This window comes from Stenotrophomonas sp. FW305-C-20-S1 (assembly GCF_058783335.1).
On sequence record NZ_JBYTEK010000003.1, the window covers coordinates 169359 to 183352 of the forward strand.

The window sequence follows — 13994 nt, forward strand, 5'->3', positions numbered from 1 at the left end:
TTCCTTGGACGTGGCCGACGATAGCGGAATCCGGTTGGCCGTGGCCAGTTCGGTGTGTGACGGTGTGTATCGTCAATGGAAGTCGCGGCTGTGGCTGCGCAGTCCCTGCAGCAGTTCGTCCAGGCAGTGCATGCGCTGCACGATCACATGCTGCACGCCATCCACGCGTTCCAGCCGGCCGTCGATCTGCATCAGCTGCGTATCTACCAGGATGTGGTGCTGGCGGTCGGCCAGATGCCGCCAGACCACGGCGTTGACCATGCCGGTTTCATCTTCCAGGGTAAGGAAGGTGACACCGCTGGCGGTCTGCGGGCGCTGGCGCATGCGTACCAGGCCGGCGATGCGTACGCGCCGGCCATGACCATGGTTGGCCAGCTGCGCGGCATCCAGGCAGCCACGGGTTCGCAGCTGCGCACGCAGGAACGACATCGGATGGCGGCCGAGGGTGGTGCCGGTGCTGCGGTAATCGGCCTGCATGTCTTCCCAGGCGCTGGGCAGGGGCAGGGCCACGCGCGCTTCGGCGGTGGCGCGGGCCTGGTCGAACAACGGCAGGCGGTTCTCCACGCCGGAGATATCCCAGCGTGCGCGGTGGCGATGGCCGCTGAGGCCGCGCAGGGCGCCGGCATCGGCGAGCAGGCCCTGCTGGCGGCGATCCAGTGCGGTGCGCTGGCAGAGATCGCCGACATCGTCGAAGGGGCGCCGTGCGCGTTCACGCATGATGATCTGCGCGGCCGGTTCGCTGCAGCCATCGACCAGGCGCAGGCCGAGCCGGATTGCCGCCGCGCCCTTGCTGAAGTCCAGTGTGCAATCCCAGTCGCTGTGGCGCACGTCCACCGGCAGTACCGTGATGCCATGCCGGCGCGCATCCTGCAGCAGCTGGTCGGGGCTGTAGAAGCCCAGTGGCTGGCTGTTGATCAGGCTGGCGGTGAATGCAGCCGGGTGGTGGCACTTCAGCCAGCAGCTGTTGTAGGTGAGCAGGGCAAAGCTGGCCGCATGGCTCTCCGGGAAACCGTAATCACCGAAGCCCTTGATCTGCTCGAACAGGTGCTCGCCATATTCGCGGCTGAAGCCGTTCTTCAACATGCCCGTCAGCAGCTTTTCGCGGTGCGGTTCCAGGCCGCCACGACGCTTCCAAGCGGCCATCGAACGGCGCAGCGCGTCGGCTTCGCCGGGTTCATAACCGGCAGCTTCCACCGCCAGCTGCATCACCTGCTCCTGGAACAAGGGCACGCCCAGAGTGCGCGCGAACACGCGTTCCAGTCGCGCTGGATACAGCGGGTTCTCCGGATCGTTCAACGCATCCGGGCCTTGTTCGCGCAGGATCCGCCGCCGCTCCAGGTAGGGATGCACCATGTCGCCCTGGATCGGCCCGGGGCGCACGATCGCTACTTCGATCACCAGGTCATAGAAAGTGCGCGGCTGCATGCGTGGCAGCATCGCCATCTGCGCGCGCGACTCGATCTGGAACACGCCGATGGTATCGGCGGCGCAGATCATGTCGAAGGTCTTTGTGTCCTTGGGCGGGATCGCATCCATGCGTCCTTCGTGCAGGCCGTGCTGCTGCAGCATCGCCAGGCATTTGCGGATGGCGGTGAGCATGCCCAGTGCCAGGCAGTCGACCTTCATCAGGCCGGTGGCGTCCAGGTCGTCCTTGTCCCACTGGATGACGGTACGGTCGGCCATCGCCGCGTTCTCCACCGGCACCAGCGTCGACAGCGGATGCTCGGAAATCACGAAGCCGCCCGGATGCTGCGACAGATGGCGCGGAAAATCGATCAGCTCGGCGGTCAATGCCAGCAGCCGGCGCATCAACGGTGTTTCCGGATCGAAACCGCGCTCGCGCAGGGTTTCCGGCAACGGAATATTGCCGCCCCAATGGTCCATCGCCGCGCCCAGCTCGTTGACCTGGTCCATCGGCAGGCCCAGCGCACGGGCGACATCGCGGATCGCGCTGCGGCCACGGTAGCTGATCGCCACCGCCGTCAGCGCGGCACGCTCGCGGCCATAGCGGTTGAACACGTACTGCAGCACTTCCTCGCGGCGCTCGTGTTCGAAGTCGATGTCGATGTCCGGTGGTTCATCACGCTCGGCCGAGATGAAGCGCTCGAACAGCAGGTTGCTGCGCGCCGGGTCGATCTCGGTTACACCCAGCACGAAACACACCGTTGAATTGGCGGCCGAGCCACGGCCCTGGCAAAGAATGTTCTGCTCGCGGGCGAAGCGCACGATGTCCTGTACGGTGAGAAAATAGGAGGCGTACTTCTTCTTTGCGATCAGGTCCAGCTCGTGTTCGATCTGTTTGCGCTGGGCTTCCTTGATGCCCTCCGGCCAGCGCCAGGGAATATTCTTCTCGACCAGCACGCGCAGCCAGCTGTCCGGGTCGTGGCCTTCGGGCACCAGTTCGCGCGGGTAGGTGTATTTCAGCTGGTCCAAGGAGAAGTGGCAGCGTTCGGCGATGCGCAGGGTTTCTGCCAGCAGGTCGGGCGGATACAGCTGGGCCAGTGCAGTGCGCGGGCGCAGATGGCGCTCGCCGTTGGCAAACAGGCGCCAGCCAGCCTCGGCCACGCTGCAGCGGTGGCGGATCGCGGTCAGCGTGTCCTGCAAGGCACGACGCCGGCGCACGTGCATGTGCACGTCGCCACTGGCGACCAGCGGCAACCGGTGGCGCTCGCCGAAGGCCTGCAGCTGCTGCAGCCGGCGCGTGTCGTCGTGTTCGTGGTGCAGCTCCACGGCCAGCCACAGGCGCTGCGGAAAACAACGGCGCAGCAGTTCCAGTTCGGTGGCCGCCGGTTGCCGGTCCAGCCACAGGCACAGCAGGCCCTCGGGCAGTCCCTGCAGATCCTCGCGCAGGCAGCGGTATCCGCCCTTGGCTGCCCGCCGGCGACAGGTGGTGATCAGCTGGCACAGTCCGGCGTAAGCGGCCTGGTTGGTGCACAGCAGGGCCAGCTTGGGCCCGTCTTCAACCTGGAATTCGGCACCGACGATCAGCGCCACGCCGTGCGTCTTCGCCGCCTGCCATGCGCGCACGATGCCAGCCAACGAGCATTCGTCGGTGATGGCCAATGCGCGGTAACCCTGGCCGGCGGCGCGTGCGAACAGTTCCTCGGCGGTGGACGCGCCACGCTGGAAGCTGAAGGCCGACAGGCAGTGCAGTTCGGCGTATCCGGGCAGATCGGTGTGCATGGGGCTCAACCGAACCAGCCGTGCAACATCCACGGCGCATGCGGATCATTGCGCGTGCGGAAGGCCCAGCCCCGCTGGCCCTGCGCGGTTTCCACCACGTAATAGTCGCGGCGTGCATCGGCCTGGTCCCACCAGCCCGATTCAATCCGTTCCGGCCCGGCGACGATACGCAGGCGCGGATCGCGCAGCGGCTGTGGCGTCTCCAGCAGCCAGCCGGGGCGCAGCGGCCACCAAGCGGGTGGCTTGGCCGGTGGCTGGGTGCCACTGGCGCGTTCGGGGCGGTGGTCGGCCTGCACGGCCAGTGGCTGCACGGCGTCATCGCCGAGGCGGGCACGCAGGCGCTCGCGCAGCTGGGTCCATGGCATCGCCTGCGCCGGGCGGGTATCGAACAGGTCACGTGCGGCCGGCACGAACGGCGGCAGCTGCTCGGCCTGCAGGCGCAACGCACGGCTGCCGGCGGGCAGGGCGAAGGCTTCCATGCGGTTGCGTGCGATCTCGAACAGCAGCGCCGCATCGCGTTCGGGGGCCAGCAGGCCGATGGTCAGCACGCTGGCCGGCAGCAGGTCATGCTCGAAGTGCAGTTCGAAACGCTGCACGCCACCATCGCGCGAACACAGGAATGCGGCCAGATCCAGCAGCAGGCGCCGCAGCGGGAACAGCAGGGCCTGGCTGGATTCGATCTCGTATTCGAATTCGATGCGCGCATCGAACCGGTCCGGCGGCTGGTAATAGCGCAGCGGCGCGTTGCCCAAACCGCGCACGGCATCCAGCTGCTGCAGTACCTCGGGGGCGAAGCGGCGGGCCAGGCTTTCGCGCGGCAGGTCGAAGGCCGCCCCCAGCGTGCGCAGGCCGGAGCGTGCCAGCACGGTCACTGCATCAACGGGCAGGCCACTACGCGCCAGTGGCAGCTGTGCCAGTGCGGCGGGCAGCTGCTGCGCATCGATGCCAAGGCCATCGTGCACATTGGCAAGCACGCGCGCGGCATGCGGGTTGGGGGCAGCGACCAGGCGATGGCGGAAGCCCAGGTCGTGCAGGCCGTTGCGCAGGCGTTGTTCGATCGTCAGCCAATCGCCGAACAGGGCACGGCTGGCACCGATTTCCAGCACCAGCGCATGCGGAAAATCGAGGCTGACCAGCGAACTGGTGGCATACAGCCAGCTGGCCAGCAACTGCCGGGTGTGCTGTTCGGCGCTGGGATCGTAGTCATGCAGCTGCAGGTCCTGCACCAGCACCTGCGCGGCCGACAGCAGCATGCCCGGGCGCAGCCCCGCTGCCCGCGCGGCAGGGCTGACCGCACGCAGCACACGACGCTGCGCCGGCCCCTGCAGCAGTACCAGTGGCCGCTGTGGATCGGGCTGCAGGCGCAGCACGCTGTCCAGCGCCAGCTGCGGCAACAACAGGCAGGCCCAGTGCATGGCGCGGCCTCAGTGGGCGATGGCCAGCGGCAACGGCTGCGCTGGTGGCAGCCCGCCGCGGCACTTCAGCACCCGCACCTGGCCATGGTCGAGCTGCAGGCGCAGGCTGGCCGGGGAGGGGTTGCGGGCGGCGCGGGCCTCGCGGAACACGAAACCCAGGCACTGGCCGCTGTCGGCGGCAACCTGCAGGCGGCGCAGGGCACGATCGTCGGCCTGCTGCGGCCAGCACAGCACGGCGGCGCAGGCGGCAGAGCGCAGGCACTGCTCGGCCGCCCACAGCGCCTGCTTCGGTGCGGCGTGGATGATCTGCAGCTGGGCCAGGTCGAGCCCGGCGGCGGCCCATGCCGGGGCGTGCGGGCGATAGGGTGGGGCGACCAGCACGATCGGCCGTGGGTGCTGGCTCAGCTTTGCCAGCGCCGGCCAGATCAGGGCCAGTTCACCGACTCCAGGTGCGGCCTGCAGTACTTCGCACAGCCCGCTGGCTGGCCAGCCACCGCCGGGCAGGCGCGCGTCCAGCGCCGGGTGGCCACTGGCCAGATGGTCGCTGGCCTGCCCCTGGCGTGCCGGCCCGCGCCAGACCTGGCGGCCGTCCAGCAGGCGGTCGAGGGCGACGACGGCGCCCATCAGCCGGTCCTCCGGGGGAGGCGCCGGGCTGGCGGGAAGCGGCAGAAGTGGGCGGAAACGGCAGGCATGGAGCGAGTATCGACAGGCCGATATCAGGGGCTGAGACCGGACATGCTACTCGGCTTGTGAGTAATATTACTAATGAAATCGGAGGGCGGTGTTTCAGCTTGCTGAAGGAGGTAAAGCATCCACGCAGGGCGTGGATCTACTGGGGAACGGGGGCCTGGATGCGGGAAAAGCGGTGCCGGCCAAGGTCGGCACCGCCCACCCTGGCCCGGCTATCGGGTCACGGGCGGACCGGCAGGGCCACCGGGCGCAGCGGCGCGGCGTCGCCGCCGCGGATCTTCAGCGGGCCACCGATGAAGGCGAACTCGTAGACCTTGTCGCGCGCCAGTTCATCCAGCGCCACCAGCTCGATGATCGGCGCGCCCTGCTGCGCCAGCAGGTAGGTGTGCAGGGGCACGTAGTCGTCGGACACTTCGGAAGGGAAGGTCTCGAAGCTGAGGTTGTCGGCGCCGACGATCATCGCGCCGCTGTCCTCCACCAGGAAACGCGCCGCATCCAGGCCCATGCCCGGCGGGTTGGCCATGTAGGCCTTGGGCTGTTCGAACAGGCGCATGCGACCGGTGCGGATCAGTACGATGTCGCCCTGCTGCAGCTGCACGTGCTGGCGCGCCAGCGCATCCTTCAGGTCCTGGCGGGTGACGCGGTAGCTGTCCGGCAGCATGTCCATGCCCTTGGCGCCGGCCACGTCGATCAGTACGCCACGGGCGATCAGCGGCGGGAATTTCTCGATGCCGGTGACGTTCCAGCCGCGGTCGCCGAGGTGCTTGTCGGCCTCGAAGCCATTCCAGATCTTTCCATGGATGCCGAAGTGGTTCAGCGCATCGATGTGGGTGCCGGTGTGGCTGTACATCGAGAACGCGGTGCCGGTGTAGCTGCGGGTGAGGTTCATCGTCTCGCCTACGCCCATCGGGTCGTCCATCACCGTGCCGCGCGGGGTGTGGGTCATCCAGAACTGGTAGTGCGGGTCGCCGGCATCCTGCCAGCTGGGCATGCCGACGTAGTACTCGGTGGCCAGATCGTAGGCTCTGCCGCCGCTGACCCGCGACAGGATCGCTGCGCGTGAGGCCTCGGTGATCAGGTTGAGGCGGCCGATCTCGTCCTTCGGCCCCCAGGGGCTGGTGCCGACCTGCTGGCCGGAGGGAACGCGTTCGTGCGCGGACACGGTGGTGGAAGCTGCGGCGCCGGCCAACAGCAGGGCCAGGGCGGTGCCCAGGGTACGTGGGGTCATGGGAATCTCCTTGAAGGTGGGGGAACGGTGCGGCTCAGGCCGCGACCAGCGGCGCCAGGGCCTGGCGCAGTTGCGGCAGCGGCAGGGTCTGCAGGCGCAGGCCGTTGCCGGTGATGACGGTGGGGATGGAGCGGATGCCGAGTGCGGCAGCTTCAGCGCGGTCGGCCTGCATGCGCTGGCGCACCTCATCGCTGCGCATCCGGTCGGCGAAGACGCCACGCCGATGCCCCAGCTGTTCGGCGATGTCCAGCAGCACCTCGACGTCACCGATGTTTCGGTGCTGGTGCAGGTGCGCCCACTGCACGGCATCGAACATCGCGCCGTGTGCGGCGTTGCCGCCGAGCATGCCGGCGGCCTGGCAGGCCAGTGCACCCAGCCAACCGGAAGGGTATTCGAAGTCCTGTGCCCGCATGCCGTCGATATCGATGCGCGCGCTGTCGTCATGCGCGGCGCAGTCGGCCCAGTGGCGCAGGATGATGGCCTTGGCGCGCGGCATCGAGCCGAATACCTCGATCATCTGTTCGCGCGAGTCCTGCAGCACGAAGCTGCGGTGGCGGACCTGGATGCCGAGTTCGACCGAGACCTGCTGCAGGCGCGGGGCCAGCACGAAGCACCAGCCGCAGACCACGTCATGAAAGAAATCGACCACCGGTGCAGTGGTGGTCAGCGAAGGAGAGGCGATCATCGGCCTGCCGTCCGTGAGAGGGGAGGCGGCAGAGTAGGCAGTGGCGCCGGGCCGAAACAGCACGCGGCGGGCAGCTCAGTTTTCGCTGGCGGTTACGAATCCAGCCCGGCGCAGGCGGGCAGTTCGGCGTGCAGGAAATCGATGAAGGCGCGTACCTTCGGTTGCAGGTGGCGCGCGGTGGGGTAGACCGCGTAGACGAACCGCGGCGGATAGCGATGGTCGGGCAGCACCTGCTGCAGTTCGCCGCTGGCCAGTGCCGGTGCGGCCAGGAACGAGGGCAGCGCACCGATACCGAGGCCGGCGACCAGCAGGTCACGCAGCAGCAGACTGTTGTTGGCGGTGACCCGTGTCGGCAGGGTCACCGTGACCTGGCCATCGGGGCCGAGCAGCGGCCAGCTGCCGGGTGAATCGGACAGGCTGTAGCCAAGCACGCTGTGCGCCTGCAGTTCTTCCACCACCTGCGGTGCCGGATGGTGCTGCAGATAGGACGGTGCCGCGCACAGCACCTGCTGCAGCGAAGCCAGGCGGCGTGCGACCAGCCGCGAATCTTCCAGTTCGGCGCGGATGCGCAGGGATACATCGAACCCTTCGCCAACCGCATCAAGCAGACGGTCTTCCATCACCAGGTCCAGTGCAAGCTGCGGATGCTGCTGCAGGAAGCGTGGCAGCAATGGCGACAGCGTGCTCAGCGCGAATGACTGCGGTGCATTGACCCGCAGGCGCCCGCTCACTTCACCGCGCTGTTCGGCGATGCCGCGCTCCAGCGCGTCCAGTTCATCGAGCAGGCGGCAGCATTCGCGGTAATAGGCATGGCCGGTTTCGGTCAGGCTCATGCGGCGGGTGGTCCGCTGCAGCAGCACTACGCCCAGATGCGTTTCCAGCGTGCGCAGCTGCTTGCTCAGCCCGGCTGGCGACAGGCCCAGGTCTTCGGCAGCACGGGCGAGGCTGCCGCGTTCGACGATGCGGCGGAAGGCGCGCATCAAGGTGAAGGAATCCATGCCGGTCCAGGCCGCGATGAGGTCGACATTGTAGATCCACGCCAGACGTGGATCGCCCACCAAGGTGGGCATTCAACGTGAGCGGACGCGGGGTTGCGCTGTTTGTTCAAGCCTGCAGCCCGCATGCCGCGCCAGCATGCAGGCCCCTCACTGTTCAGAGCCAGCCATGAAGCACTGGATGCTCCGCCTGTATGCCCCGTTGTTCCTGCTGGGTTTTGTTGCCGCCGCCATCACCTGGGTCGGCCACTCCCACGGTGACCCGCTGTGGCTGCTTGCCTTGCTGGCCGTCGCCATCGCGGTGTCGTTCGCTGCCGAGCGGCTGTGGCCTTACGATCCGGCGTTCAACCACGACCAGGGTGACCGCCTGCGCGACGTCCTGCATGCGCTGGTCAATGAAAGCCTGAACCTGCTGTCGATCGCCACGGTGCCGATGCTGGCGGCAATCGTGCCCTGGTACGTCTGGCCGACGCAGTGGCCATTCGCGCTGCAGGTGCTGGTGGCGATCATCGCCGCTGACCTTGGCATCACCCTGGTGCACTACGCCAGCCATCGCATCGGCTGGTTGTGGCGGTTGCATGCGGTGCATCACAGCGTGACCCGCATGTATGGCTTCAATGGTTTGATGAAACACCCACTGCACCAGGCCGCCGAAGCGGTGGGCGGCGTACTGCCGCTGCTGCTGTTGGGCATGCCGATGCCGGTGGCCGCGGTGCTGGCGTTCGCCATCGCGATCCAGCTGCTGCTGCAGCATTCCAACGTGGACATGCGCCCGGGTGTGTTGGGCCGGATGATGGCATGGGCACCGCTGCACCGCTTCCACCACATCCGCTATGGCACCGCAGGTGATGTCAATTTCGGTTTGTTCTTCACCGTGTGGGACCACCTGCTGGGGACCGCCTTTGATGCACCGGGCTATCGGTTGCGGCAGCGTGATCTGGGCATCGGCAGCCAGCCGGACTATCCGCAGGCGTATTCCGCACAACTGCTGGCCCCCTTCCGCGCGCTGCCCCATGGCGAGGTGCCGGAGCTTCCGGAAGGACTGCGCAGGCGCGGTTGATCGATGCGTCAGGCCGCGTGCAGCTGCAGGCCCTGCAGTTGCGCGGCACCGATGCCGAACATGCGGCGCAGGCTGCGCGAGAGGTGGGGCAGATCGGCGAAACCGGCAGCATGCGCGCTGTCGGTCAGGCTGTGCCCGCGCAGATGATGCGCCAGCGCACTGCGCAGCCGTTGCCACAGCACCCAACCGCGCAGGGTCACTGCCAGCTCGGACTGGAAGCGCCGATGCAGCTGGCTGGTCGACAGATGCGCGGCCTCGGCGATATCGGCGGCCGGCACCGGGCCGGGCAGGTGCTGGGTGATGCGGGCCAGCGCCGCCTGCACGCGGCGGTCCAGGGGCTGTGGGCGGCTCAGTCGCGGCAGCCACTCGTGCAGCTGCGCAGCATTGCCGGGCAACGACTGCAGATGCTGCTGGATCTGTTCGAGGTCGGCATGTGCCGGTTCGAGGAACACCGTGCAGCCGTCAGCGGGCGCCGACAGGATCGCGTGCGATTGGAAGGAGCGCAGCCACAGCCGTTGGCCCTGCTGCTGCACGCCATCGATCTCGACCTGCCAAGGGTCGCCGTCGCTCAGCAGCAGCTGATGGGCGTAGTGCGCATGCGCGGCGCTGTCACCGGCGTGGCCCTGCAGCACGGCCACGTGTGCATCCAGCAGCAGGGTGCCATTCCAGGGTAGAGCGGGGGAGGACATGGAGGAATTGTAGATCCACGCCATGCGTGGATGACGTATGCCGCAAAGGTTCATGGGAAAAACATCCACGCATGGCGTGGATCTACTGCGCGCCGGGAATCTGTCGAAGGCGGGGTGGGGCCGGTTGCGGGGGCGTGAGCGCCATGGATGGCGCGACCGAGCCTCCATGGATGGATTCACGGCGTCCCCCGCAACCGGACCCACCCCGCCTACCCATAGGAGCCCAGCTTTTGCTTCTGCTGTTGCATTGGCCGTTGCCTCTGCGGGTGCCGGGCGCAGCCCGGCCGCCACCTCACCGCCCCTGCGGGTCCGGCCGGTGGTGCACGTACTCGACCACGGTGCCATCGGGATGCACCGCATTGAACGCCGCACCGGTCGGTACCACCTGCAGCGGAAAGATGATCTCGGCGCCGGCGGCCACCAGCTTGTCGTGATAAGGCCGAACGTCGTCGACCAGCAACGTGCCCGTGGTCGACGTGAACGGCGCCAGCGCCTCGTCGCAGCCTTCGATCAGCAGGAACGCACCGACCATCGCCAGCCGCAGGCCCGCATCGGGAAACGGAAAGCCGGCATCGGCGACCACACCCTGCAGCTGCTCGTAGAAGGCCACGCTGCGTTCCAGTTCGCCGGGGGCGACGAACACCCGGATCAGCACGCGCGGGCTGCGCTGGCTGGAGGTGTCACAGCGGTCGCGCCAGAGATGGTCGAAGTCGCGATGTACGGTCATGGGCTCGAATCGTCGCCGGGGAGAACCATTATCGGCAGCGCCGTGCAGCCCGTTGATGACCGCCGGTGATGGGCTGATAACCAGTCCGCACATCGCGCCTGTGACTTAGGTCCTGTTGACAGCGATGAACGCCCTCGCACACTCTTCACATGATGGGTCGCCCTGCGCGGCCCGGACAGGCAGGTTGTCACGCACGGGAGGAGGGTCCCGCGCGCAGACCGGCCCGTCCTCTGGCCTGCAAGGCGTTGCCCGGCAACGCATGCGCGGCATGACGCTGCACCCTTCGGCGGCACTTTCCCTGGACCGATTGCCTTGGCAACGGAATTACGCCCGCCGATGAAAACGTTTACAAAGCCGCTCGCCCTGTCCCTGGCCCTGTCTGCCGCACTGGCCACCCCGGCCTGGGCCGACTCCGCCGCCTTCACCGTGCTGACACTGGAACAGGCGCCGACCGCGGACGCGATGCCGGCCCTGGCTGCCCAGTTGAAGACCCTGCAGGTGGATGCGGTCAGCGTTCGCCAGGTACAGCGCGGCATCGGCCAGGTCGATCCGCTGCAGCTGCTGGCCGATGGCCTGGGCTACCAGTACCGCTTCATCGCCGCCGGCAAGGATGACGGCCAGACCCAGCACGGCCAGGCCGTGTTGACCCGGCTGCCGATCGCCGCCGAATCCGGCCCCGACCAGCCGGGCCTGAACTACCTGCGCCTGGATGACGGCCGCCATGCAGTGGCGGTGTACACCGACGCTGGCGCCGGTGCTTCGCAGTTGCCGGCACTGGTGTCGCGTTCGCGACTGGGCGCGCCGGCGGTGCTGCTCGGCGCGGTGGCCGGTGAATCGGCCAAAGCGGCCGGCTTCGATCCGGCACGCGTGGCCCTGGAGGCCGATGCCAGCTATTTCAGCGATGGCTTCCAGGCCGCCAGCAGTGCGCCGTTCAAGGTTGAAGGCAGCGCGCTGCGTGCAACCCTGCTGACCCTGGCCTATGCGGCTGACAAGGGCGGCGAGCAGCCGTGGATGGATACCACGCTCACCGCCGATGCGCGCGCTGCGCTGCTGCTGAAGGCGATGACCGAGGACGAGAAGTTCCAGATGCTGCACAGCTACTTCGGGCTGGGCAAGGACGGTGGCAAGCTGCCGGAAGGTGCGGTGGGTTCGGCCGGTTTCGTGCCGGGCGTAGCGCGCCTGGGCATTCCGTCGCAGCAGTCGGCCGACGCCGGCGTGGGCGTGACCAATCCCGGTGGCATCCGCCCGGGTGATTTCGCCACCGCCATGCCGTCGGGCCCGTCCACGGCGTCCACCTGGAACCGCGGTGTTGCCTTTGCCGGTGGCGCGACGATGGGTCGCGAAGCCTGGCAGCAGCGCTTCAACATCCTGCTGTCCGGCAGCGTCAACCTGCAGCGTGACCCGCGTAACGGCCGCAACTTCGAATACGCTGGTGAAGACCCGCTGCTGGCCGGTTCGATGGTCGGCGCAGTGATCCAGGGCGTGCAGAGCCAGCACGTGATCTCCTCGATGAAGCACTTCGCGCTGAACGACATGGAGACCCGCCGCAACTTCCACGACGTGCGCATTGGCGAGCAGGCCATGCACGAGTCGGATCTGCTGGCGTTCGAGATCGCGCTGGAAGCTGGCCGCCCGGGCGTGGCGATGTGCTCGTACAACAAGATCAACGGTACCTACGGCTGCGAAAACGGCTACCTGATGAACCAGGTGCTGAAGCAGGAGTGGAAATTCCCCGGTTTCGTGATGTCCGACTGGGGCGGCGTGCACAGCGGTTCGAAGGCGGCGCTGGCCGGCCTGGACCAGCAGTCGGCCGGTGAAGTGTTCGATGCGGCGGTGTTCTTCGATGAGCCGCTGCGCCTGGCCGTGCACGGCGGCGTGGTACCGCAGGCGCGCCTGAACGACATGGTCGCGCGCATCCTGCGCACGATGTTCCTGCACGGCAACTTCGACAACCCGCCGCAGCACCAGAAGGTCGACGCTGAAGCCGGTTTCGCCGTGGCCCAGCGCACGGTGGAAGAAGGCAGCGTGCTGCTGCGCAATGAAGGCAGCCTGCTGCCGCTGGCCGACAGCGCCAAGCGCATCGTCATCATCGGTGGCCATGCCGACAAGGGCGTGATCGGTGGCGGTGGTTCGTCGATGGTGGGCGTCACGGCCAAGGGCACCAACGCGGTGCCGGGCGTGCTGCCGACCACCTGGCCGGGCCCGGTGATCTTCCATCCGTCCTCGCCGTTGGAATCGCTGCGTGCCGCGCGCCCGGATGCGACCATCGAGTACGTGGACGGTACCAACGCCGCCGCTGCGGCCAAGGCTGCTGCACAGGCGGATGTGGCCATCGTGTTCGCGACGCAGTGGGCGGCCGAATCGGTGGACCTGCCGGACATGCAGCTGCCGGACAACCAGGATGGGTTGATTTCGGCGGTGGCCAAGGCCAACCCGAAGACCGTGCTGGTGCTGGAAACCAACGGCCCGGTGCGTACGCCGTGGCTGGCGCAGGTGCCGGCGGTGCTGCAGGCCTGGTACCCGGGTATCCGTGGCGGTGAAGGCATTGCCGCACTGCTGACCGGCCAGGCCAATCCGTCCGGCCGCCTGCCGGTGACCTGGGTGGTGGACGAATCGCAGTTGCCGCGCCCGCACATCGATGGCCTTGGCTTCAAGCCGGCCAAGCCGTTCGGCGATGTGTTCGATTTCGATATCGAAGGCGCCAACGTCGGCTACAAGTGGATGGCGGCCAAGGGCCTGACCCCGACCTTCGCCTTCGGCCACGGCCTGTCCTACACCTCGTTCGCCTATGAAAACCTGAAGGTGAGCGTGGAGGGTTCGCGCCTGGTTGCCAGCGTCGACATCCGCAACACCGGCAAGCGCGCCGGTGCCGACGTCGCCCAGCTGTACCTGAAGCTGCCGGCCGGCAGCGCCACGCCGATCCGCCTGATCGGCTACGACAAGGTGGAGCTGCAGCCGGGCGAACAGCGCCGCATCCGCATCGAAGCCGAGCCGAAGACCCTGGCGCATTACGATGCGCAGGCACGCCAGTGGAAGATCGCCGGCGGCACCTACCAGGTGCAGTTGTCGCGCAACGCCGCCGAGCCGCTGCAGACGGTGGACGTGCAGCTGGTGGAGCAGGTGCTGCGCTGATCCGCTGCGGTACTGATGGTTGAAGACACGGCCCCGCAAGGGGCCGTGTCTGTTTACGGGGTGCCGCTGCGCTCGCCGGGCATGGCCCAGCGCTACCCCCAAAAAAAAAGACGGCTTTCGCCGGTGTTTTTCATTCCTGCTGTAGAAGGACTCCGGCCTTCTTTATCAGGAAATCTTCCGGCTTCTTTCT

Annotated in this window: 10 protein-coding genes; 2 read left to right on the plus strand and 8 right to left on the minus strand. The window is 67.6% G+C overall.

Annotated features, from left to right (window positions below; all coding sequences use genetic code 11):
• Window positions 1–72 precede the first annotated feature (72 nt).
• The 6 genes from AC3WTC_RS03715 to AC3WTC_RS03740 form a co-directional block, all read right to left on the minus strand.
• Window positions 73–3183 carry an error-prone DNA polymerase gene (locus AC3WTC_RS03715; RefSeq protein WP_492710632.1) on the minus strand — a complete coding sequence of 1037 codons (3111 nt, stop codon included), beginning with the start codon at window positions 3181–3183 and terminating at the stop codon, window positions 73–75.
• Between the two features lie 5 nt (window positions 3184–3188).
• Window positions 3189–4598 (minus strand): Y-family DNA polymerase, encoded by a 1410-nt coding sequence (locus AC3WTC_RS03720; RefSeq protein WP_492710633.1) that lies wholly within the window; start codon window positions 4596–4598, stop codon window positions 3189–3191.
• Window positions 4599–4607: 9 nt separating this feature from the next.
• Window positions 4608–5222, minus strand: coding sequence for a translesion DNA synthesis-associated protein ImuA (imuA, locus tag AC3WTC_RS03725; RefSeq protein WP_154880740.1), 615 nt, complete (start codon window positions 5220–5222; stop codon window positions 4608–4610).
• Between the two features lie 286 nt (window positions 5223–5508).
• Complete coding sequence (locus AC3WTC_RS03730; RefSeq protein ID WP_080148547.1) at window positions 5509–6516, minus strand: cyclase family protein; 1008 nt, start codon at window positions 6514–6516, stop codon at window positions 5509–5511.
• A gap of 34 nt (window positions 6517–6550) precedes the next feature.
• Window positions 6551–7201, minus strand: coding sequence for a DsbA family oxidoreductase (locus tag AC3WTC_RS03735; RefSeq protein ID WP_492710635.1), 651 nt, complete (start codon window positions 7199–7201; stop codon window positions 6551–6553).
• Between the two features lie 92 nt (window positions 7202–7293).
• Window positions 7294–8199, minus strand: a complete 906-nt coding sequence (locus AC3WTC_RS03740) for a LysR family transcriptional regulator (RefSeq protein ID WP_059064466.1) — start codon at window positions 8197–8199, stop codon at window positions 7294–7296.
• Between the two features lie 166 nt (window positions 8200–8365).
• Here AC3WTC_RS03740 and AC3WTC_RS03745 point away from each other — a divergent pair, with 166 nt between their 5' ends.
• Complete coding sequence (locus AC3WTC_RS03745) at window positions 8366–9256, plus strand: sterol desaturase family protein (protein ID WP_080148548.1); 891 nt, start codon at window positions 8366–8368, stop codon at window positions 9254–9256.
• Between the two features lie 8 nt (window positions 9257–9264).
• Here AC3WTC_RS03745 and AC3WTC_RS03750 read toward each other — a convergent pair whose 3' ends face one another.
• Window positions 9265–9969: a helix-turn-helix domain-containing protein gene (locus tag AC3WTC_RS03750; RefSeq protein ID WP_080148549.1), complete on the minus strand. Its 705-nt coding sequence runs from the start codon at window positions 9967–9969 to the stop codon at window positions 9265–9267.
• A gap of 268 nt (window positions 9970–10237) precedes the next feature.
• The gene (locus AC3WTC_RS03755; protein ID WP_025878496.1) at window positions 10238–10672 is read right to left on the minus strand and encodes a VOC family protein; all 435 of its coding nucleotides are present in this window, start codon (window positions 10670–10672) and stop codon (window positions 10238–10240) included.
• Window positions 10673–11008: 336 nt separating this feature from the next.
• On the opposite strand from AC3WTC_RS03755, the gene AC3WTC_RS03760 reads away from it, so the two are divergent.
• Window positions 11009–13804 (plus strand): beta-glucosidase family protein, encoded by a 2796-nt coding sequence (locus AC3WTC_RS03760; RefSeq protein WP_218787670.1) that lies wholly within the window; start codon window positions 11009–11011, stop codon window positions 13802–13804.
• Window positions 13805–13994: the final 190 nt, after the last annotated feature.

Excerpts from the sequence above, each read along its gene's own strand:
- AC3WTC_RS03715 (WP_492710632.1), bottom strand. The coding sequence starts at position 3,183 with ATGCACACCGATCTGCCCGGATACGCCGAACTGCACTGCCTGTCGGCC.
- AC3WTC_RS03720 (WP_492710633.1), bottom strand. The coding sequence starts at position 4,598 with ATGCACTGGGCCTGCCTGTTGTTGCCGCAGCTGGCGCTGGACAGCGTG.
- imuA (WP_154880740.1), bottom strand. The coding sequence starts at position 5,222 with ATGGGCGCCGTCGTCGCCCTCGACCGCCTGCTGGACGGCCGCCAGGTC.
- AC3WTC_RS03730 (WP_080148547.1), bottom strand. The coding sequence starts at position 6,516 with ATGACCCCACGTACCCTGGGCACCGCCCTGGCCCTGCTGTTGGCCGGC.
- AC3WTC_RS03735 (WP_492710635.1), bottom strand. The coding sequence starts at position 7,201 with ATGATCGCCTCTCCTTCGCTGACCACCACTGCACCGGTGGTCGATTTC.
- AC3WTC_RS03740 (WP_059064466.1), bottom strand. The coding sequence starts at position 8,199 with ATGGATTCCTTCACCTTGATGCGCGCCTTCCGCCGCATCGTCGAACGC.
- AC3WTC_RS03745 (WP_080148548.1), top strand. The coding sequence starts at position 8,366 with ATGAAGCACTGGATGCTCCGCCTGTATGCCCCGTTGTTCCTGCTGGGT.
- AC3WTC_RS03750 (WP_080148549.1), bottom strand. The coding sequence starts at position 9,969 with ATGGCGTGGATCTACAATTCCTCCATGTCCTCCCCCGCTCTACCCTGG.
- AC3WTC_RS03755 (WP_025878496.1), bottom strand. The coding sequence starts at position 10,672 with ATGACCGTACATCGCGACTTCGACCATCTCTGGCGCGACCGCTGTGAC.
- AC3WTC_RS03760 (WP_218787670.1), top strand. The coding sequence starts at position 11,009 with ATGAAAACGTTTACAAAGCCGCTCGCCCTGTCCCTGGCCCTGTCTGCC.